This is a genomic window from Agromyces sp. NPDC057865 (genome assembly GCF_042796995.1).
Taxonomy (GTDB): Bacteria; Actinomycetota; Actinomycetes; order Actinomycetales; family Microbacteriaceae; genus Agromyces.
In genome coordinates, this window is the sequence record NZ_JBHVMJ010000004.1 from 56,078 (window position 1) to 73,982 (window position 17,905).

The window sequence follows — 17,905 nt, forward strand, 5'->3', positions numbered from 1 at the left end:
GCATGCAATTGTACTGAACGGATGCCCCCACGAATCTATTCCCGCATCCGTCGCGTCAGGTTCCCGCGAGTTCCAGCACCCGCTCCGCGGCATCCGCGAGGGCGATGCCGTAGCCGCGGCCGTGTCCGGCGGCGTGCACCGCGAGCGGATGCAGCTGGTGCAGCGGCACGCGATCGCGCCAGCCTTCCCGCAGCGGCGCCGCCGTGTCGTACGCCGCGAGCACCACCTCGAGATGCGGGCAGCCGAACAGGGCGAGCATGGCGAGGTCGGTCTCGCGATGACCGCCGTGCGCCGCGGGGTCGATCAGCACCACCCCGCGCGTCGACCAGAGCACGTTGCCGTTCCACAGGTCACCGTGCAGGCGGGCCGGCGGCTCGTCGTCGTCGAACGCGCCCGCCGCGACGATGTCGAGCGCCCGGCGCACGAGCCGACCCTCGGCCGGCGTCGTGTCGCCGACCTCCTCCGCGAGCTCGAGGTACGGCAGCACGCGGTCGCGCGCGTAGAACACGCCCCAGCTGCGATCGGTTGCCGCGGGGGGGGCCCTCCCAGCCGTCGGGCGGTGCGCCGAACGCCCGCGCGCCCGCGGCGTGCGTTCGGGCGAGGGCCGCCCCGAACGCCTCCGCCGCCGCGGGATCGGGACGCGTCTCGTCGATGCGCTCGAGCTCGATCCGGCCCGGCGACACGGCCGCGACGCCCACCGTGTCGACGCCGCCGGCCGCGGCCAGCCACGCGAGCCCGGCCGCCTCGGCCTCGAAGAAGCCCGGCGGGGCATCCGCCCGGCGCTTGACGATCGTCTGCACGCGTCACAGTCTGCCCGACCCGCTCCGGAGCAGCCGAAGGGCGGGGGCGCCTCGCGGCACCCCCGCCCCTGCATCACGCCGACTCAGTCGGCGTCGTCGTGACCGTGGCCGTGGTCGGGAGCGAGCCCGCCGCCGCCGGGCAGGTTCACGGTGCCCTCGGGGCCGGCCGGGGCCGGGAGGCTGAAGTTCCCGGGCACCTTCTTGCCCTTCACGCCGTTCACCGACTCGGTCGAGTACGCGTAGGTGAGCACCGCCGTCGCGATGGCGTCGGTGTTCACGTCGAGCGCGTGCAGCGACAGGTTGTCGATGTCGTCGCATGCGAGGTGGTAGCACGGGTCGTACTGCGCACCTGCGGTGCCGCCCCAGATCGCCGCCTGCTGCGCGGTCTTCACGACTTCGGCACCCGTGAACAGGCCGCCCGACGGGATGCCCTCCTGGATGAACCCCTGGTAGTCGCTGCGACCGCTGAACTGCGCGTCGTCGTACGGCACGCCCGCCCACGTGTAGTAACTCTCGAAGAGGTCCTCGATCTGGATCGACCCCTCGGGGATCGGCACGCCGGCCGGCGCGGCCCAACCGGACTCGTCGCCGTCGTACACCATGAAGATGTAGTTGGGCGAGGCGACCATGTCGAAGTTCAGGTACAGCGCGATGTCCTCGATGCCACCCGTCTCGACCTGCTCGTCGACGTAGGCGTGCGACCCGAGCAGGCCGCTCTCCTCGGCACCCCACCACGCGAAGCGCAGCGTGTTCTCGGGCTTGAGCTTCGAGATCTGCTGGGCGATCTCGAGCAGGGCCGACGAGCCGCTGCCGTTGTCGTTGATGCCGGGACCCGCCTGCACGGAGTCGAGGTGCGCGCCGGCCATCACGACGTTGGTGTCGTTCCTGCCCGGCAGCTCCGCGATCACGTTGACCTGCGGGCGCGACTCGGGCTGGTCGACCACGATGTGCGCCCGCGAGCCGGCCTGCGACAGCGCGGAGCCGTCGGCGAAGCTGGCGCCGACCACGGGGATGCTCAGCGGCGTCTGGTTGACGCCGAACAGCGTGCCGGTGATCAGCCCCTCGCGCAGCGGCGTGTTGCCCTGGTTGAAGATGATGACCGCTTCGGCGCCGGCGTTCTGGGCGTTGATGGCCTTGACGCCGAACTCGCAGGTGCCACGTTGGATGAGCGCGATGTCGGTGGGGCCGGTGAAGTTCAGCCCGCTGAAGTCGGACGCCTCGCACCCGCTCGTCACGGGGTCCCGCGGCGGCGTCAGGTTGATGTCGACCGGGATCACATTGCCCGTGATCTCGCCATAGCCCGTGCCGGTGAAGACGCCGGTGCCGTACTCGGCCTGCACCGGCGCCGTCTGCTCGAGCAGGGGCGGCGGCACGAACGTGAACGGGAACTCGTCGAGCTCGACGTTCCATCCGGCGGCTTCGAGGGTGTCGACGACGTACTCGACGCTCTCGGTGTAGCCCGTCGTGCCGGCAGCGCGGGTGTCGCCGTTGGCATCCGCGATGGCCTGCAGCGCCCGTTCGTGCTCGAGCACGCCGTCGACCGTGACGCAGCCGAGGAGCTTGTCGTAGGTGATGTTGGCGCGGTTGTCGCAGCCCTGCGACGACGGCGCGGCGATCGCGCCTCCGGCCGGCACCAGCGCCAGGGCCGCGATCGCGGTGGTCGCGATGATGGCCGTCTTGGCGCGTCTCGAAAGTGGTGCAGATGGGTACATCGTCTTCCCTTCCGTGCGGATGTCCTCGTTGACACCCGTTCCGGGGGAGCCTATGCGTTGGCTGTGCGCGGGCGGAACCCCCGGATGCGAAATGCCGTCGCGCCACGCACGATTGCTGCGTGGGCGCGCTCCCCCGATGGCTAGACTCGCCGTGATGAGCACGATCTCGGTCGTCATTCCGTGTCTGGACGACGCGGACTTCCTGGCGGCGTGCCTCGACGCGCTCGCGCGGCAGACCCGCCCGGCCGACGAGGTCGTCGTCGTCGACAACGGCTCCACGGATGCCTCGGTCGAGGTCGCCCGCGCGGCCGGCGCCCGCGTGGTCGACCAGCCCGTTCGCGGCATCTGGCCCGCGACCGCGGCGGGCTTCGACGCGGCATCCGGCGACGTGCTGGCCCGGCTCGACGCCGACTCGGTGCCGGCGCCCGACTGGCTCGAGTGCGTCGAGCAGCGGATGTCGCGCCGCGACCACCCGACGGTCGTGACCGGCACCGGGGTGTTCTACGGGCAGACGGCGCCGCGCCGGTGGATCGCCCGATACGTCTACCTGGGCGGCTACTTCACGGTGATCGGCGCACTGCTGGGGCATCCGCCGATCTTCGGCTCGAACTACGCCATCCGCTCCGACGCGTGGCTCGTGCTGCGCGACGTCGTGCATCGCGACCGCGCCGACCTGCATGACGACCTCGACCTCGCGTGGTGGCTGCGCCCCGGCATGACCGTCGTGTACGACCGGTCGCTCGTGGTGGGCGTCTCGGCACGGCCGTTCGACAGCTTCGCCGAGCTCCGCCGGCGCGTGCGCATGGCGTTCCACACGCTCGGCGTCGAGTGGCGGGCGTGGCCGCCGTTCGAGCGCCGCGCCGACCGGCGGATCGACGTCGACCTCGTCTCACCCGCGATGCTCGCCGAGGCGACCGACCCCGACGGCGACGGCGAGCGGCCGCTGCCCGCCTGAGGCGATCTACGGCACCGCGTCGGTGAGCTCGAAGAGCTCCCGCATGTCGCGCACGAGCTGGTGCGGCGCGGTCTCGCAGGGGCTGTGCCCCGTCGCGTACACGGCGAAGCGCGCGCCGATCTGCTGCGCGAACCGCTCGTGCAGTTCGCGTGGCCACAGGTCGTGCGCGCCGACGGCGACGAGCTTCGGCACGGGCGACGCCGCGAGCCGCGACCGCAGGTCGGGCGTGCGCATCATGAGCCCGATGATGTCGTCGACGCTCTCGCGCCGGGTCAGCGCGAACCGCTCGCGCACGAACGCGAGCCGCCGCGGCGGCACCTTGTTGAGGTTGTTGCGGATGCCCCAGAGCATGAGCGCCGCGCCTTGGCGCGGCGAGGTCAGGCCGCTGATGGGCCCGATGCGCTTGACCCCGCGGAACGCCTGGCCCGGTTCGGGCGGTGCACTGAGCAGCGTGAGGCTCGCGAACCGGTCGGGACGCTCGAGCAGTGCGAGCTCGGCGAGCGTGGCCGCGAAGCTGTAGCCCAGCACGTGCGCGTCGCCGGCGCCGTCGTCGAGCACGGCGAGCAGGTCGTCGAGGAAGAGGCGCTCGTCGTAGCGGCTGCGCGGCGGCTCGAGGTTCCACGGACCCGCGTTCCACGACTCGTACTGGCCTGCGAGGTCGTAGGACTCCACCCGATAGCCCGCGTCGGCCAGCAGCGGCATCATGAGGACGAAGTCCTCCTTCGACCCCGTCGCGCCGGGGACGAGCACGACGCGCGGCCCGTCGGCGGGGCCGAGCGCCACTCGGGCGAGGGGGCCGCTGGGCGCGGGGAACTCGGCGCGCTCCGTGCCGGGCGGGAAGGCACACCAGTCGAGGTCGGGGATCGTGCCGTCGAGCGCGAGGGCCTCGTCGCCGGGCACGTCGGCCTGCACGGGCTCGTCGTCGGGCGACGAGCCGCGCCGACGGAACGAACCGAGCACGCCTCCGAATGCGACCACGCCATGAGGATACTCGCGGCGTGCGGGTCGCCCACAGCGAACACCGGGCGATCCCCGGCCCGGTCGACATAGGGTGGTCGCATGGCTACCGTGGCGCTCACCCTCGACGACTTCGAGAAGACCATCCTCGACGGGGGCACCGTCTTCGTCGACTTCTGGGCGGAGTGGTGCGGTCCGTGCCGCCAGTTCGCCCCCAACTACGAGGCGGCGTCCGAGGCGAATCCCGACTTCGTCTTCGCGAAGGTCGACACCGAGGACCAGCAGCAGCTGGCCGCCGCGATGAACATCACGTCGATCCCCACGATCATGGCGTTCAAGGACGGCATCGGCGTGTTCGCCCAGGCCGGCGCGCTCCCCCGTCCCATGCTCGACGATCTCATCTCGCAGGTTCGGGCGCTCGACATGGACCGCGTCCGCGCCGAGCTCGCGCAGCGCGAGACCGAGCAGGCGGTCGCCTCCTCGCAGGCGACCGAGGCCTGAGCCGGGCGTCAGGCGTCAGGCGTCAGGCGTCGACGCCCTCGAGCCCGCTGAGGTCGAGGTCGATGCCGTAGGGCCGTGACGCGCCCACGATGATGGCGGGGACGCGCACGTAGGTCCCGCGCTCGCGCAGCCCGTCGAGCAGGTCGACCCATCGGTCCTCGGCGACGCGCCCGAGGAAGCCGGCGTGGCGCGGCCGGTCGCCGCCCACGAGCTGCACGCCGATGCGGTAGCGCCGCTTCAGCCAGCGGCTCGCGCGCGGCACGAGCACCGCATGCTGCTCGGCGCCGCCGTAGAGCCGCGCCAGCTCGATGGCGGGCTGGTGCCGGTTCGCCTCGTCGACCGGCACGACCGACCGCACCTCGCGGTCGCGTCGGGGCGCGTCGAGCAGGTCGAGCCCCTCGATCGTCGAGAGGTCGCCCCAGCGGTCGGGATTCGTGCGCCGGAGCCCGCGGACGAGCGAGACGATGAGCCACGCGACCGCGAGGCCGATGACCACGAGGTACGGCCAGAACACCGAGGGCGGGCCCTCGGGGCGGATCACCCCGGTCAGCAGCAGCAGCCCGACGAGCACGAGGAACGGGAGCGGCTCCCAGGCGAGCAGGGGCTTCGAGCGCGGAGCGGGCATGCCCCTCAGGCTATCGGTCAGCGCAGGCCGGGAAGCCGGGCCGCGACCTCGTCGAGCACCGCCTCATCGGCGGCGTAGAGGCCGTGCTCGCGGGGCCAGTGCGAGACCACGTCGGTGAACCCGAGCTCGGTCGCACGGCCGACGGCATCCTCGAAGACGCGGACGCTCGCGAGGCTGTGGAACGCCTCGGAGTCGAGCGAGAGCGTGCGCGCGATCGTCGACGGATCCCGGCCGATCGCCGCGCACGCGTCGTCGAGCCGCTTCGAGAGCTCGCCGGCCTCGCGCCACCATCCCTCCACGTCGTCGTCGCCGCGCGACGTGGTGACCCATCCGTCGCCGAGGCGGGCGGCCAGCGCGAGCGCCTTCGGCCCGTTCGCGGCGAGGTGCAGCGGCATCCGCGGATGCTGCGACGGCTCGCCCACCATGCGCGCGTTCGACGCGGTGTACCAGGACCCCTCGAACGAGACGCCGCCCGACCCGGGCGCTTCGAACCGCAGGAGCATGTCGAGCCCCTCGACGAACTCCGCGTACCGCTCGAACCGCTCGCGAGGGGTGAGCTCGGGCTGGCCGAGCACGTACGCGTCGAAGCCGGTGCCGCCGGATCCGAGGCCGAGCAGCACGCGCCCGCCCGCGACGTCGTCGACCGAGGCGATGTCCTTCGCGAACGGCACGGGATGGCGGTAGTTCGGCGACGCCACGAACGTGCCGAGGCCGATGCGGCTCGTCACGGTCGCCGCCGCCGTCAGCGTCGGGACGGTGGCGTGCCAGCGCTCCCCCGCGAGGCCGCGCCACGCGAGGTGGTCGTAGGTCCACGCGTGGTCGAACCCGTACTCCTCCGCCGCGCGCCAGCGTCGCGCCGCCTCGGGCCAGTCGTACTGGGGCAGGATGACGACGCCGAACCGCATGGGCCCGAGCCTAGCGGGGGTCGGCGGCTGTGGCGGAGGTCGGGGCGGCGCGCACGGTGGTCGACGCCGTGACCGGCACGGGTTCGCCGCCGAGCTCGACCACGCCGGCCGCCGCGGGCGCAGGGCGCTCCATGCGCACGCAGATGATGCCGCCGAGGATCAGCAGGCCGCCGAGGATCTGCAGCGGGCCGAGCGCCTCGCCGATGAGGATCCAGCCGACGATGCCCGCGAACACGACCTCGGAGAGGCCGAGGAACGCCGCGAGTCGCGCGCCGAGCATGCGGATGGCGGCGAGGCCCGCCACGTACGCGAACGCGGTCGAGACCGCGCCGACCGTGAGGAGCGGCACCCACCACGGCGCCGTGCCGCCGAGGAACGGCACGTCGGTGAAGGTCGCCTCCATCGGAAGCAGGCCGACCAGTCCGGTGAGCGCGAGCGCGACGGCGCCGACGACGAAGCCGGCTGCGATGAGCGCCACCGGCGGCAGCTGCTCGGCGGCGCGCTCGCCGACCGCGTAGTAGACGCAGACGCCGATCATGGCGATGGCGGCGAACAGGAGTCCGATCGGGTCGAGCGAGCCCCCGCCGGGCCCGATGACGAGCACGAGCCCGGCGATCGCCAGTGCCGAGCCGGCGAGCACGATGCGCTGCGGCATCCGTCGCGTGCGGACCCAGGCGTAGAGCACGAGCGCGATGGGCGCGAGGTACTCGATGAGGAGGGTCGTGGACACGGGGATGCGCTCGAGCGATGCGTAGAACGCGAACTGCACGCCCGCGACGGCGACGAGGCCGAAGACGAGCACGGTCCAGCGTGCGCGCCAGAGCGGACGCAGGTCGAAGCGGAGCGCGATGAGGCCGGGCACCGCGAGCAGGACGGCCGCCACGGTGATGCGCGCGAGGACGGCGGCGCCCGGCGACCAGCCGCTCTCGAGGAGCGGCTTCACGAACACGCCGCCGGCGCCGAACGCGAGCCCCGCCGCGAGGCCGAGTGCGATGCCGATCAGGCCACGCGATGCGCGCACGGCTGCCTCCCCGGAATGTGCGTCGAATTCGGCGCTGTCATGGGCGAACGCCGTTATGCTGATGACAGTACCGGAGACGGATGTCAGGAGTCAAATGATTTTCACCGATGACACGACCGCGGCGTTGAACTTCGTCGCGGCGCTCGCCGACACGGTGCCCGAGGCCTCCGAATCCGGCGAGGACGAGCTCGCGACGACGGCGCAGCTGAACGACCTGCTCGACGAGTGGATCTACTCCGGGCGCCGCGACGGCGACCCGCGCGAGCTCGCCGAGGTCGTCGCCGCACGAGAGCGGCTGCGCGCGCTGTGGGCGCTCGACCGCGACGACGCCGTGGTCGAGGTGAACGCGATCCTCGCCGAGTCGAGAGCCGTCCCCCGCCTGGTGCGGCACGACACGCTCGACTGGCACATCCATGCGACATCGCTCGAGGCGCCGCTCGCCGAGCGCATCCTCGTCGAGGCGGCGATGGCGCTCGTCGACGTCATCCGCGCCGACGAGACCGACCGCATGCGCGCGTGCGCCGCCGACGACTGCACCGGCATCTTCCTCGACCTCTCGAAGAACGGCTCCCGCCGGTTCTGCTCGACGCGGTGCGGCAACCGCATGGCCGTGCGCGCGTACCGGGCGCGCAGCACGGGGTAGGCCGGCCCGCGGCATCCGAGCATGACGAAGGCCCCCGCCCGTGCATGCACGGTGGGGGCCTTCGCAAGAAGTTCGCGGTATCAGCGAGAGCCGCGTCCGGAAAGACGCTTAGCGGCGCAGGCCGAGACGCTCGATGAGCGAGCGGTAGCGGTTGATGTCCACGTCGGCGAGGTAGCCGAGCAGACGACGACGCTGACCGACGAGGAGCAGCAGGCCACGACGCGAGTGGTGGTCGTGCTTGTGCTCCTTGAGGTGCTCCGTGAGGTCCTTGATGCGCTTGGTGAGCAGCGCGATCTGGACCTCGGGGGATCCAGTGTCACCGGGGTGCGTCGCGTACTCTTCGATGATCGCCTTCTTGACATCAGCTTCAAGTGCCATAGATGGGATCCCCTTTCTCCTCGTTGCGCGCTGCCCGGGGCCTTGTGCCTGGGCTCTCTTGATGCGCGGCCGTCATGACGGCAACCTGAAGAGTCTACCAGAGCGGATGCCGCACGGCCGACGGCCCCGCATCCGCCGCGTCCGTCGCGTTCGTCCCCCACTCTGGCGACTCCACGGCGTTCGCACGGCGGTGTAGCGTTCGGACCAGGTGGTCGAGGTGGCTCTGGACGACGCACGATCGGAGCTCGAGGCGCGAGTCTACTCCCGCGCCGGGGCCGACGAGCCGCGGGTCGAGCGCTTCGATCCCGAGACCGGGGTCACGCTGGTCGTCTCCGAGAGCGAGTGGATGCTGCTGCAGGCCGATCGGGCCATGCGCGCCGCCGCGGGCGAGGGCGTGCCGTCGCCTGTGTCGGTCGACCAGCGGGCGGCCGCGGGCGGTCTAGCTGGTCCGGGCGGTCCGGGCGGTCCGGGCGGTCCGGGCGGGGCCGATACCCGGCCGGGCTCGACGGATGCCGCGCGGGCGCGACGGCGGCGGCCCGCCACGACGACGATCGTCGCCGCGGTCGTCGGGCTCGCCGCGGGCGCGGCCCTCGTCGCGGGCGGGCTCTGGGCCGTCAGCACGGCGGGCCGGTCGCCGGTGCTCGAGCTCGCGTTCACGCCCGCCCCCACGGCGTCGGAGATGCTCGCCGACGAGACGCTCTACAGCGCCCCGGCGATGGAGGTCTTCCGGGACCCGTCCCGCGACCCCGGCTCGCTGCCGACGTGGCTGCGGGACGTCTTCCCCGATGCGCGGGTCGCGCGTCTCGTCGCGTCGGCCGACGGCCCGATCCCCGGCGTGAGCGTGTACGCGGCGACGACCGACTACACCACGGCATGCCTGATCGTGCGGCTCGACGCGAGCGGCATGGTGTGGAACTGCCGCCCGATCCGCGACGTGCTCGACGAGGGCATGCGCCTGCACGCGTCGATCCCGGCGAACCTCGGCACGGACGCCGACCTCGACGGCGACGGCATCTCGGGCGACGCGTCGCGCACCGACCTGCTGACGGTCGACTGGCACGCCGACGGCACCTTCGACGTGCGGCGCTCGCCGGGCTGAGAAGTCCGCCGCTCAGGCCGTCGTGTCGATGACGAGCTTGCCGTGCACCTCGCCGGCGCCGATGCGGCGCAGCGCCTGGGGCACCTCGGCCAGGGGCAGCACGGCGTCGATCACCGGATGCACCTCGCCTGCCAGGACGCGGGCGTCGAGCTCCTCGAGCCCCTGGTTCGGCTTCGCCGCCAGCAACCGGTACGACCGTCCGTCTCGCCCGAGCCGCGAGCCGAAGACGAACGTCGCGAGGATGATCCCCATGCGGCCGCCGACGATGACGAACCGCCCGCCCGGTGCGAGCATCGCCTGGTAGTCGCGCAGGCGACGCTGGGCGACGAGCTCGATGATGGCGTCGTAGCCGCCGTCGGGCGGCACGGCCGCCGCGGCATCCGCGAGGTCGATCGCCTGCGTGGCGCCGAGGCCGGTCAGCATGGCGAGCTTGTCGGCGCGGTCGACGGCCGTGACGATCGCGCCCGCGCGGTGCGCGAGCTGCACGGCGAGCGTGCCCGCTCCCCCGCCGGCGCCGTTGACGAGCACCCGGTCGCCGGCGGCGACCTCGGCGAGCGCGAGGCCCTGGATCGCGAGCCCGCCCGCCTGCGGCAGCGCCGCGGCGTCGACGAAGGCGATGCCGTCTGGAATGCGCCGGAACGCCGTCGCGTCGGCGGCGACGAACTCGGCGAACCCGCCCCAGCCGGCGCCCGACAGGTCGCCGTGCACGCGGTCGCCGACGGCGAATCCCGTCGTGCCGTCGCCGACGGCGACCACCTCGCCCGCGACGTCGGCGCCGAGCACGCGCATGCGCGGCCGGAACGGGCCGCCCATGCGGGCGAACAGCGGCCGCCCGCGCAGCAGGTCCCAGTCCCATGAGTTCACGGATGCCGCGTGCACGCGCACGAGCACCTGGCCCGGACCGGCCTCGGGGGTCGGCGCGTCGACCAGCCGCAGGCGCTCCGGGCCTCCGTACCGCTCGTACCGCACCGCCCGCATGCCGCGAGCCTATCGAGGCGGCGGCACTCGGCGGCGCGGCGGACCTCCTCACGGTGGCGGAATACCGGCGGCCCCGCGCCGGTTCCGATGCATGTGGATGTGATCGAGGTGGACGTCGCCATCATCGGCGCCGGGCAGGCCGGGCTCTCCGCCGCCCACCACCTGCAGCGCCGCGGCTTCGTGCCCGTGAGGCGCGAGACGTCGGCCGACCGGACGTTCGTGGTCCTCGACGCGAACCCGGCCCCCGGCGGTGCCTGGCAGCACCGGTGGGCCTCGCTGCGCATGGCCACCGTCAACGGCATCCACGAGCTGCCCGGGTTCCCGGTGCCGCCTGCCGACCCCGCCATGTCGAGCCGGGACGCGTTGCCGCCGTACTTCGCCGAGTACGAGCGGCGCTTCGACCTCGACGTGCAGCGCCCGGTCGCGGTGCGCGCGGTGCGCCGGGCCGACGACGACCCCGACGGGCGCCTCCTCGTCGAGACCGACCGGGGCACCTGGGCCGCTCGCTACGTCATCAACGCGACCGGCACCTGGACCCGCCCGTTCCGTCCGTACTACCCCGGCATCGAGCGCTTCCGCGGACGCCAGCTGCACGTGGCCGATTACGTCTCCGCCGAGGAGTTCGCGGGCAAGCGCGTCGTCATCGTGGGCGCCGGCGTCTCGGCCGTACAGCTGCTCGACGAGATCTCGCATGTCGCCGAGACCGTCTGGATGACGCGGCGCGAGCCCGAGTGGGTCGAGGAGGACTTCGACCTCGCCGCCCGCAGCGCGGCGATCGCAGGCGTCGAGGAACGCGTCCGTCGGGGCCTGCCGCCGGGCAGCGTCATCGCCGTCACCGGGATGCACTGGACCCCGTGGGCGCGCGCCGCCCAGGCCCGGGGCGTGCTCGTGCGGCATCCGATGTTCGCGGCGATCGAGGAGGACGGCGTGCGCATGCCCGACGGCTCGTTCATCGAGGCCGACGTCATCCTCTGGGCGACCGGGTTCCGCCCGGCGCTCGACCACCTCGCGCCGCTCCGGCTGCGCACTCCCGAGGGCGGCTTCCGCGTCGCCGACACGCGATCGCTCGACGAGCCGCGCCTGTTCCTCATCGGCTACGGGCCGTCCCAGTCGACGGTCGGCGCGAACCGCGCCGGGCGCGCGGCGGTGCAGCAGATCGTGATGGCGGAGAAGACTCGCAGCGACGGAGTCGAAGCAGACGTCGCCGCCTCCGCGGCCTGATTGCCGCGCCCGAGGCCAGTCACTCGGTCGAGGGCGTCAAGGCGCTGAGGCGTCGACTTCGCGGCGTCCCTCCGCCGCAGTCTCCCCTGACCCTGAGAACAACCTCGGCTCCAGCTCGAGGACGAGCCCGGTAATCACCGTGATCGGCAGCCATAGCGTTCCGGTCACTCCCCAGGTCTCCGCCTTGAACGTGCTCGGCAGCGCCATCACCGCGACAACGAAGCTGAGCAGGACGGCACTCGATGCTCCGATGAGGTCGAGTGCACGACGCCGCGGGTCCGCGGCGACCTTCGGGAGGAAGAGCAGCAACGAGAGGACCGCGCCCACGATCAAGACGTATCGTGCCGACCAGTCGAGCACGGCCGGCAGCAGGAGGCCCGCGTGAACAACCACCAGTGGAACCACTGCAAGGCGGGCAACCACCCTCCAGCCCACTGAGTGAGTCCGCCCCACGAGGTTCCACAACCCCAGCGCGATCGCAATCGCAAGCAGAACGAGGACGACTTGGACCGACGTCGCGACGCTGTACCAGCTTGGGGCGTTGGCAATGAAGACGATCAGAAGGAGGGCCGGGATGAGATACAGCGCGCTCGCCCACGCAATCGCCCTGGACGCCGTTCGACGGAACGCAGGGAGACATGCGACCACGGCAAGGAGGACGATGATCGCGAGCTGCACCGGTTGGTACCAGTCGACCCACGCATCAGGCAGAACGTTGGCACCGCTGACGATCGCAACGATCATTCCGATCACCACTGCAACCCAGGACAGCACCAACTCGAGCACGCCAGTGGCCGCGATCGTCCCTGCGATGAGGCGCTCACCATATCGACGGAATGGGCGGATCGAGGATCGGACTGCCGCCAGCGCGATGAACATAGCTACCGATGCGGCGATCACCCACGAGGTCGGAGCCTTCTGCCACGGAGTCCAGATCTCAGCATCGCTTTCATTGAACAGACCGTTGGCGACAGTAGATCTGAGGATGACGAGGCCGAGAACGATCAAGACGCACGTCCAGGCCACCGCCGGCCGGAGGTCGCGTCGCTTCGTGAACGCGAGCCCCTTCACCCGGACTTCCGACGCTCGAACAAGGCCGTAGTACGCACCGAAAACGGCGAATGTCGCCGCGAACCAGAAGAGCGAGGCCCACGTCCAACCACCGGACGGTACGCCCCCGAAGAGTTGTGCAATGAGCATGATCAGCCACGGAACCAATACCAAGGCGGCGATGATCGGGATCGAAGCCCAGCCGCGCCGCCCGATCACAGGGAGATGGGCAGTGATCTCCACGCCGAGAAAGGCGACCGATGCAATGCCTGCGAGAAGCAGTTGACGGTCGGCGGCTAATGCGAAGGCGGGGAATCCGGCGGCCACCGCAAGCACCACCTCGTAGCGAACTTCACGGCGCTGAGAACGCGCTCCTCCAAGGTCGGCACTGAGCGCTGCGAGCACGCATGCACTCACGGCCAATACTGCGATCGCCGCCATGAGCACCTCACGCAGCCAGAGCGGCGCGAAGAATCGGTCGACGGGATCCCCGCCGCTCGCGGGCTGGAGGTTGACCTGATCGGGGTCCATGAAGACCAGTACGACCGCTGTGACCACGGCCGAGACCCAGAGGGTGAGCAGGACCATGAGGAAGCCGCCGTGCACGCGGTCGGGGCGCAGCCGTCGAGTGCGTTTGGCGAATGCGGCGCCGATCCGCTGGAGCGGACCGATATCGGAAGGTGCGGCTGTCGTCACTTCCGCCTCCATCGTCGGAGCCAGTGCGGGCTTCGAAGCGGAACGTAGCATCGACTGCAATCAAACCCCAAGCCACGCGAACGGGTGCCATCCCGGCCGCCAACGGCGGGGCTGGAGTCGCCGTGGCTCGTCCGAGGGAGCAGACTGGCGGCATGGCGTTCACGATGAAGCGCGTGTACGAGCCGGCCGAGGCATCCGACGGCTACCGGGTGCTCGTCGACCGCCTCTGGCCGCGCGGGGTGAAGAAGGAGCGCGCGGAGCTCGACGAGTGGGACAAGGACGTCGCACCCTCGCCCGAGCTGCGCACCGAGTGGCATCACCATCGCGAGCGGTTCGACGAGTTCGCGGCGCAGTACCGCGCGGAGCTCGACGCGGGTCCGGCCGCGCAGGAGCTGCTCCAGACTGGCCGCGAGCACGATCGCGTGACCCTCGTGTTCGCCGCGCGCGATGAGCAGGTCAACCACGTGAGCGTGCTGCTCGAGTGGCTCGCGGCGCACGGGGCATCCGTCGAGTCGTAGGGGCGCGGATGCCGCGGGGCGGGGCTCTTGCAGGCGCTCGGGGGTCGGCGTAGCGTGCCGAGAAACCCGAGGAATCGAGCAATCATCATGATCACCCATCGGCATGCTCGGACCGCGGCACTGACGCTCGCCGTCGCCGCCGCCTTCACCTTCGCCGGCGCCGGCGCTGCCCAGGCCGCACCCGCCATCCCCTTGACCGGCGGACAGGAGTCGCCGAGGCCGAATAACTTCGGCGCGCACGGCTCGTTCAGCTACGAGATCGACGACGACCTCAACCAGTTCTGCTACACGCTCGTCGTGAACGGACTGTCCGCGCCGGCGACCGCCGCGCACGTGCACGTCGCCCCGCGCAACACGCCGGGCCCGGTCGTGATCCCGCTGGGCGTGCCGAGCGCGACCGACTTCTCGGTCAGCGGCTGCACGACCGTCAACGACGAGGCGCTCCTCGACGCGATCGCGGCGAACCCGAGCGCGTATTACGTCAACGTGCACAACGTGAACAACATGCCCGGGGAGATCCGGGGGCAGCTGAAGTAGCGCCGGCCAGAGCCGCCGCCTCACGCCCTTCGCGTGGTCGGGATCGCGATTGAACGGGAGGTCGCCCCCAACGATGACCGACGAACGACGAAGCGACGACCGCGCCGGATACCCGCCGCCCGCGGTCACCGCCGCCGTGCTCGCGATCGCGGCCATCGTGTTCGCCGTGGTCGCGGTCGTCATGATCGTCGAGACCTCGTCGCGCGCGTTCGCGTCGTACACGCCGCTCCAGGCCACCGTCGTCGACGAGCACAGTGAGCAGCTGATGGTCGCCGACCGGCGAGGGAACCGCACGGAGACCGTCCGCGTCGTGACGGTCGAGCTCCCCGACGGCGCCCTCACCGACCTGCGCAGCGAGGATCTCGCCGTCGGCTCGACGGCGACCGTCTACCTCGACGGGTCGGGCGCGGCGTACGAGACGCCGCCCGAGCCGCCGGGGGTGCTCGAGTGGGTCCTGTGCGCCGCGGCGGTGGGCGCTTCGGTCGTGCTCGCGGTCTTGGCGGTGCGGAGCGTGCGGCGGGTTCGCGCGTCGACATAGGCTGCACTCGCGCGCGGAATGCGGAACGGTGTTCTGATTTCCTCGCTGACCTGCGGTTCATGGCGTACAGGCGATGTCGGTGGGTCCTGCTTGGATGGATCCATGCCAGCCACTCTCGACCTCTCGCACGAAGCGGCGCTCGAGGCGGAGTTGGCGGCGATCGCCACGTTCGAGACGGCCATCCGACAGCTCCAGGCGGGGCAGTACCGGTGCATCCAGCGGGCTCGCCAGCTCGCTTCCGACGTCGAGCGTGTGACCGGATCGAGCACCCCACGCGAGCGCGAGATGGCGAAGCGCTCGTTCGTCGCCGAACTGGCGACGACGCTCGGCTGTCACGAGGCATCCGCTGCTCGTCTCGTCGCCGAGGCCGAGCGGCTCACGGGGCCGCGTCATGCGACGCTCGAGGCGCTGGGGGCGGGCGAGCTCGCACTTGCGCAAGTACGGTCTGTGCTCGAACTCACGCAGGGGCTTCCGGTCGAGGTCGCGGACGCGGTGGAGCTGGTCGCCCTCGACGCGGCATCCGCCGCAGCGACGCGCGGCGTTGTGTCGACAAACGCAGAGCTGCGACGTCGCATGCGGCGCGTGCGCGAGCGACTGCATCCCGAGCCGTTGGCCGAGCGACGAGCGCGCGCCGCCGACGACCGGCGGGTCTGCCTCGATCCGGCTCCCGACGGCATGGCCTGGCTGAGCCTCCACCTCGAGGCCGAGCGGGCGGTCGCGATCGACGCGCGCCTCACCTCGCTCGCGGCGCGTCCTGGCGTGGCCGGGGACACCCGCACATCGCTGCAGCGTGCGGTCGACATCGCCGCCGACCTGCTGCTCGGCGGAGCGCTGCCCGATGACGAGCGCACGCGTGACGGCGCGGCGGCAACCGGCGCGGTCGCGCCGCGCATCAACGTGACGGTGCCCGTGCTGTCGATGCTCGGGCTCGACGACGAGCCCGCCGAGCTCGAGGGCTACGGCCCGATCGACGCCGAGACCGCCCGCGTGCTCACCGCACACGCACCGTCGATGCGCCGCATCCTGGTGCACCCCGAGACCGGCGCGGTGCTGAGCTACGGGCGCGAGACCTACCGCGTGCCGACCGACCTCGCCGGGCTGGTGCGCTTCCGCGACGGGCAGTGCCGGTTCCCGGGATGCTCGCGGCCCGCCACGCACGCCGATCTCGACCACACGAACGCCTTCGCGCGCGGTGGCGCGACCTCCGCGACCAACCTCGCCGCGCTCTGCGAAGGGCACCATCACCTGAAGCACGAGAGCCGGTGGCGGGTGCTGCAGGAGCCCGGCGGCGTGATGCGCTGGACCTCGCCCGCGGGTCACGTGCTGCGAACGCTGCCCGAGCGGCCGTTCCTGCCGGTGGCTGCCGGCGAGGGCATCGATTCGGGGTCGGACGCCGCGTGGCGGATGGCTGAAGGGGTGGAGCGCCCTGGCGATCCGCCGCCGATCCCACCCGATCCGAGCTCGACGATCGACGACGAGTGGCAGGCGCTCCTCGAGCGATGCGAGCCGGTGCCGTTCTGAGGTCGGTGGTGCGCGGCGTGCGGGACCTCCGGTGCATTCGGCATTACCGTCAGGCGCAGGCAGGCACCGACTCATCGCAGGAAGGCGTCACTCGATGGGCGATCGGACAACGGAATCCGAGCCCGGCGCAGGTCTCGCCATCCAACGGGCGCTGGAAGCGGCTCAGCTGCGCGCCGGGGATTCCCTCGGCGGAACGACCGCGTCGGCCGTGACCGAGTGGGAACCGTCCGCCGCTGAAGCGGGCGATCTCGCCGGAGCGGTCGCGGCGACTGATCCGGTCATCCGCGTCGCGGCATCCGCTCGCTCGTCGCGCGCCCCGCTTCGCCCACCTCGATCAGGACGGCACGAGCGGGAAGATCGCCGGCCAGCCGTTGTGCGCATAGACGATGACGCAGAACACGACCGCGTCGAAGATGAGGTGCACGACCAGCACGTACGTGAGCGACTTCGTGAGCTTGAACGTGTACCCCTGGATCAGCACGAACGGGATCGTGAGCAGCGGACCCCACGACTGGTAGCCGAGCTCCCACAGGAACGAGACGAACACGATCGCCTGCAGCAGGTTCGCCTGCCAGGTCGGGAAGTGCCGGCGCAGCAGCGCGAAGACGGTGCAGATGAAGAACAGCTCGTCCCACGTGCCCACGGCGTTGACGCCGACGAAGAGGCGGGCGATCTCGTCGGGCGCGGTGACGGTCGGCCAGTTCTGGTAGACGCCCGACGTGATGAAGTAGAAGGGCAGGATGAGCCAGCCCGCGACCGTCACGGCGACGAGGTAGATCCACTGCGTGCGGGTCCAGCGCCGGCCGGTGCGCCACGGGAAGCGGATGACCCGGTCGCCGTACCAGTACCGCGAGATCACGTAGGGCACGGCAACCGCGGCGCCGAGCACCACGGCGAAGCGCAGCATCGCGGGATAGCTGATGTCGGCCTCGAGCGAGATCGTCGAGATGATCGCCTGCCCGAGCGCGATGAGGAAGAGGTCGGGCAGGAGCCGGCTCGTGCGCCCTGAGCGGTCGGTCAACCACGCCGCGACGAGACCGGCGAGGAGCATCGCGTACCCGGCGAGCGGGAGCAGGAACCCGAACAGCAGCACCGCCGCGCCGCACACCAGCACCGCGGGCACGAGGCCGATCGGATGCGTGCGCACCTCGGTCGGGGCGGCGACGGGAGCGGCGGTCACCGTTCCAGCTTCGCAAGCGGCGTTTCCCGCGGCAAGTGGCGACCCCACGCCGCGGCGTGTCGCACGCGGC

18 protein-coding genes and 1 pseudogene are annotated in these 17,905 nt (G+C 71.7%); 9 read left to right on the top strand and 10 right to left on the bottom strand.

The annotated features are described in order from the left end of the window. Positions 1-55: 55 nt before the first annotated feature. Positions 56-791: pseudogene (locus ACFVN5_RS18030) on the bottom strand (fructosamine kinase family protein). 92 nt (positions 792-883) lie between these two features. Beyond that, positions 884-2,512, bottom strand: a complete 1,629-nt coding sequence (locus ACFVN5_RS18035) for a M28 family peptidase (protein ID WP_376956950.1) — start codon at positions 2,510-2,512, stop codon at positions 884-886. Positions 2,513-2,666: 154 nt separating this feature from the next. Between ACFVN5_RS18035 and ACFVN5_RS18040 the strand changes: the two genes are divergently transcribed. Beyond that, positions 2,667-3,467, top strand: a complete 801-nt coding sequence (locus ACFVN5_RS18040) for a glycosyltransferase family 2 protein (protein ID WP_376956952.1) — start codon at positions 2,667-2,669, stop codon at positions 3,465-3,467. A gap of 6 nt (positions 3,468-3,473) precedes the next feature. Here the strand turns inward: ACFVN5_RS18040 and ACFVN5_RS18045 are convergent, their stop codons facing one another. Beyond that, positions 3,474-4,379, bottom strand: a complete 906-nt coding sequence (locus ACFVN5_RS18045) for an alpha/beta fold hydrolase (protein WP_376957259.1) — start codon at positions 4,377-4,379, stop codon at positions 3,474-3,476. Between the two features lie 147 nt (positions 4,380-4,526). Here ACFVN5_RS18045 and ACFVN5_RS18050 point away from each other — a divergent pair, with 147 nt between their 5' ends. After that, positions 4,527-4,925 carry a thioredoxin family protein gene (locus ACFVN5_RS18050; RefSeq protein ID WP_376956954.1) on the top strand — a complete coding sequence of 133 codons (399 nt, stop codon included), beginning with the start codon at positions 4,527-4,529 and terminating at the stop codon, positions 4,923-4,925. Between the two features lie 22 nt (positions 4,926-4,947). On the opposite strand, the gene ACFVN5_RS18055 is transcribed toward ACFVN5_RS18050, so the two are convergent. The 3 genes from ACFVN5_RS18055 to ACFVN5_RS18065 are packed head-to-tail and all read right to left on the bottom strand — an operon-like array spanning position 4,948 to position 7,476. After that, on the bottom strand, positions 4,948-5,550 hold the full coding sequence (locus tag ACFVN5_RS18055; RefSeq protein ID WP_376956956.1) for a hypothetical protein: 603 nt from the start codon (positions 5,548-5,550) through the stop codon (positions 4,948-4,950). Positions 5,551-5,567: 17 nt separating this feature from the next. After that, a complete protein-coding gene (locus ACFVN5_RS18060; protein WP_376956958.1) occupies positions 5,568-6,455 on the bottom strand; it encodes an LLM class flavin-dependent oxidoreductase in 888 nt (295 codons plus the stop codon). 10 nt (positions 6,456-6,465) lie between these two features. Next, positions 6,466-7,476 (bottom strand): DMT family transporter, encoded by a 1,011-nt coding sequence (locus tag ACFVN5_RS18065; protein WP_376956960.1) that lies wholly within the window; start codon positions 7,474-7,476, stop codon positions 6,466-6,468. A 94-nt stretch (positions 7,477-7,570) separates the two neighbouring features. On the opposite strand from ACFVN5_RS18065, the gene ACFVN5_RS18070 reads away from it, so the two are divergent. Beyond that, the gene (locus ACFVN5_RS18070) at positions 7,571-8,119 is read left to right on the top strand and encodes a CGNR zinc finger domain-containing protein (RefSeq protein ID WP_376956962.1); all 549 of its coding nucleotides are present in this window, start codon (positions 7,571-7,573) and stop codon (positions 8,117-8,119) included. Between the two features lie 108 nt (positions 8,120-8,227). Here the strand turns inward: ACFVN5_RS18070 and rpsO are convergent, their stop codons facing one another. Continuing rightward, positions 8,228-8,497 (bottom strand): 30S ribosomal protein S15, encoded by a 270-nt coding sequence (gene rpsO, locus ACFVN5_RS18075; protein WP_130351110.1) that lies wholly within the window; start codon positions 8,495-8,497, stop codon positions 8,228-8,230. 217 nt (positions 8,498-8,714) lie between these two features. On the opposite strand from rpsO, the gene ACFVN5_RS18080 reads away from it, so the two are divergent. Continuing rightward, a complete protein-coding gene (locus ACFVN5_RS18080) occupies positions 8,715-9,596 on the top strand; it encodes a hypothetical protein (protein WP_376956964.1) in 882 nt (293 codons plus the stop codon). Between the two features lie 12 nt (positions 9,597-9,608). On the opposite strand, the gene ACFVN5_RS18085 is transcribed toward ACFVN5_RS18080, so the two are convergent. Then, a complete protein-coding gene (locus ACFVN5_RS18085; protein WP_376956966.1) occupies positions 9,609-10,574 on the bottom strand; it encodes an NAD(P)-dependent alcohol dehydrogenase in 966 nt (321 codons plus the stop codon). An 87-nt stretch (positions 10,575-10,661) separates the two neighbouring features. On the opposite strand from ACFVN5_RS18085, the gene ACFVN5_RS18090 reads away from it, so the two are divergent. Then, a complete protein-coding gene (locus tag ACFVN5_RS18090) occupies positions 10,662-11,795 on the top strand; it encodes an NAD(P)-binding domain-containing protein (RefSeq protein ID WP_376956967.1) in 1,134 nt (377 codons plus the stop codon). Between the two features lie 36 nt (positions 11,796-11,831). On the opposite strand, the gene ACFVN5_RS18095 is transcribed toward ACFVN5_RS18090, so the two are convergent. Further along, positions 11,832-13,553, bottom strand: a complete 1,722-nt coding sequence (locus ACFVN5_RS18095; RefSeq protein WP_376956969.1) for a hypothetical protein — start codon at positions 13,551-13,553, stop codon at positions 11,832-11,834. A gap of 140 nt (positions 13,554-13,693) precedes the next feature. Here ACFVN5_RS18095 and ACFVN5_RS18100 point away from each other — a divergent pair, with 140 nt between their 5' ends. From ACFVN5_RS18100 to ACFVN5_RS18115, 4 genes are all read left to right on the top strand, one after another. Beyond that, positions 13,694-14,059 carry a DUF488 domain-containing protein gene (locus ACFVN5_RS18100; RefSeq protein ID WP_376956971.1) on the top strand — a complete coding sequence of 122 codons (366 nt, stop codon included), beginning with the start codon at positions 13,694-13,696 and terminating at the stop codon, positions 14,057-14,059. A gap of 87 nt (positions 14,060-14,146) precedes the next feature. After that, the gene (locus ACFVN5_RS18105) at positions 14,147-14,596 is read left to right on the top strand and encodes a CHRD domain-containing protein (protein ID WP_376956973.1); all 450 of its coding nucleotides are present in this window, start codon (positions 14,147-14,149) and stop codon (positions 14,594-14,596) included. 73 nt (positions 14,597-14,669) lie between these two features. Then, a complete protein-coding gene (locus ACFVN5_RS18110; protein ID WP_376956975.1) occupies positions 14,670-15,134 on the top strand; it encodes a hypothetical protein in 465 nt (154 codons plus the stop codon). A gap of 102 nt (positions 15,135-15,236) precedes the next feature. After that, entirely contained in the window at positions 15,237-16,655 is a 1,419-nt protein-coding gene (locus ACFVN5_RS18115) for a DUF222 domain-containing protein (RefSeq protein ID WP_376956977.1), read from the top strand. A 334-nt stretch (positions 16,656-16,989) separates the two neighbouring features. Here ACFVN5_RS18115 and ACFVN5_RS18120 read toward each other — a convergent pair whose 3' ends face one another. Then, positions 16,990-17,835 carry a type II CAAX prenyl endopeptidase Rce1 family protein gene (locus tag ACFVN5_RS18120; protein WP_376956979.1) on the bottom strand — a complete coding sequence of 282 codons (846 nt, stop codon included), beginning with the start codon at positions 17,833-17,835 and terminating at the stop codon, positions 16,990-16,992. Positions 17,836-17,905 lie beyond the last annotated feature (70 nt).